The organism is Bacillus sp. AFS037270, assembly GCF_002585305.1.
The window spans coordinates 1-277 of record NZ_NUNF01000151.1 but is presented as its reverse complement, the minus strand read 5'-3'; the positions used below and the strand labels follow the sequence as shown (position 1 = coordinate 277).

General features: G+C 30.3%; 1 pseudogene. It reads left to right on the top strand.

Features of this window, described 5'->3' with window-relative positions:
* Positions 1-215: pseudogene (locus COD92_RS31440) on the top strand (hypothetical protein); the annotation flags it as partial.
* Between the last annotated feature and the right edge of the window lie 62 nt (positions 216-277).

The following is a 277-nucleotide window of genomic DNA, read 5'->3' as shown; positions in this document are numbered from 1 at the left end:
AAAAAATTATTTTAGATAAATATGAGTTAAATAATAACTTTGGACAGCTCGGGATTAAAGAGTTGAAAGGGAAATTAAATATTGGAGCAACATATGGAAGTGAATTTACACCGACCTTTGATGAAGGGGCGAAAAAGCCCATGAAAAATGAGGCTGGGAGACAAAAAGAACCGGAGAAAAATATGAAGGTTAATATTAAAACAAAAAAAGACTAAAGTGAAATGTACTTTAGTCTTTTTGAAGTGAAAATAAGGTATAATTTGCTTTGAAAATTGTC